General features: G+C 47.0%; 1 protein-coding gene. It reads left to right on the top strand.

Translation table 11 applies throughout. The features are described from left to right. Window positions 1-1184, top strand: a 1184-nt coding sequence (tuf, locus tag PR683_RS20305; RefSeq protein WP_094963257.1) for an elongation factor Tu, incomplete at its 5' end; no start/stop codon positions are given. Window positions 1185-1188: the final 4 nt, after the last annotated feature.

Raw genomic sequence — 1188 nt, 5'->3', positions numbered from 1 at the left:
TGTCTAAAGAAAAATTTGAACGTTCAAAACCGCACGTTAACGTTGGTACTATCGGCCACGTTGACCACGGTAAAACTACTCTGACAGCAGCTATCACTACTGTTCTGGCTAAAACTTACGGCGGTTCTGCTCGTGCATTCGACCAAATCGATAACGCACCAGAAGAAAAAGCGCGTGGTATCACTATCTCTACTTCACACGTAGAATACGATACTCCAACTCGCCACTACGCACACGTAGACTGCCCAGGACACGCCGACTATGTTAAAAACATGATCACTGGTGCTGCACAGATGGACGGTGCAATCCTGGTTGTTGCTGCGACTGATGGCCCAATGCCACAAACTCGTGAGCACATCCTGTTAGGTCGCCAGGTTGGTGTTCCTTACATCATCGTGTTCCTGAACAAATGTGACATGGTAGACGACGAAGAGCTGTTAGAATTAGTTGAAATGGAAGTTCGTGAACTTCTGTCTCAATACGATTTCCCAGGCGACGACACTCCAGTTGTTCGTGGTTCAGCTCTGAAAGCGCTGGAAGGCAACCCAGAGTGGGAAGCGAAAATTGTTGAATTAGCAGGCCACCTGGATACTTACATTCCAGAGCCAGAGCGTGCAATTGACAAGCCATTCCTGCTGCCAATCGAAGACGTATTCTCAATCTCAGGTCGTGGTACAGTAGTAACAGGCCGTGTTGAGCGTGGTATTATCAAAGTTGGTGAAGAAGTTGAAATCGTTGGTATTCAAGACACGGTTAAAACAACTTGTACTGGCGTTGAAATGTTCCGTAAACTGCTGGACGAAGGTCGTGCGGGTGAGAACGTAGGTGTTCTGCTGCGTGGTACTAAACGTGAAGAAATTCAACGTGGTCAAGTACTGGCAAAACCAGGTTCAATCAAGCCACACACTAAATTCGAATCAGAAGTTTATATTCTGAGCAAAGATGAAGGTGGTCGTCACACTCCATTCTTCAAAGGTTACCGTCCACAGTTCTACTTCCGTACAACTGACGTAACCGGTACTATCGAACTGCCAGAAGGCGTAGAGATGGTAATGCCAGGTGATAACATCAACATGATCGTTACCCTGATCCACCCAATCGCGATGGACGACGGTTTACGTTTCGCAATCCGTGAAGGTGGCCGTACTGTAGGTGCGGGTGTTGTTGCAAAAATTATTGCATAATACC

The sequence above is a fragment of the Providencia sp. PROV269 genome, assembly GCF_028477785.1.
Taxonomy (GTDB): Bacteria; Pseudomonadota; Gammaproteobacteria; order Enterobacterales; family Enterobacteriaceae; genus Providencia; species Providencia rettgeri.
The sequence above is the reverse complement of the archived record's forward strand: the minus strand, read 5'-3'. Positions and strand labels throughout refer to the sequence as shown.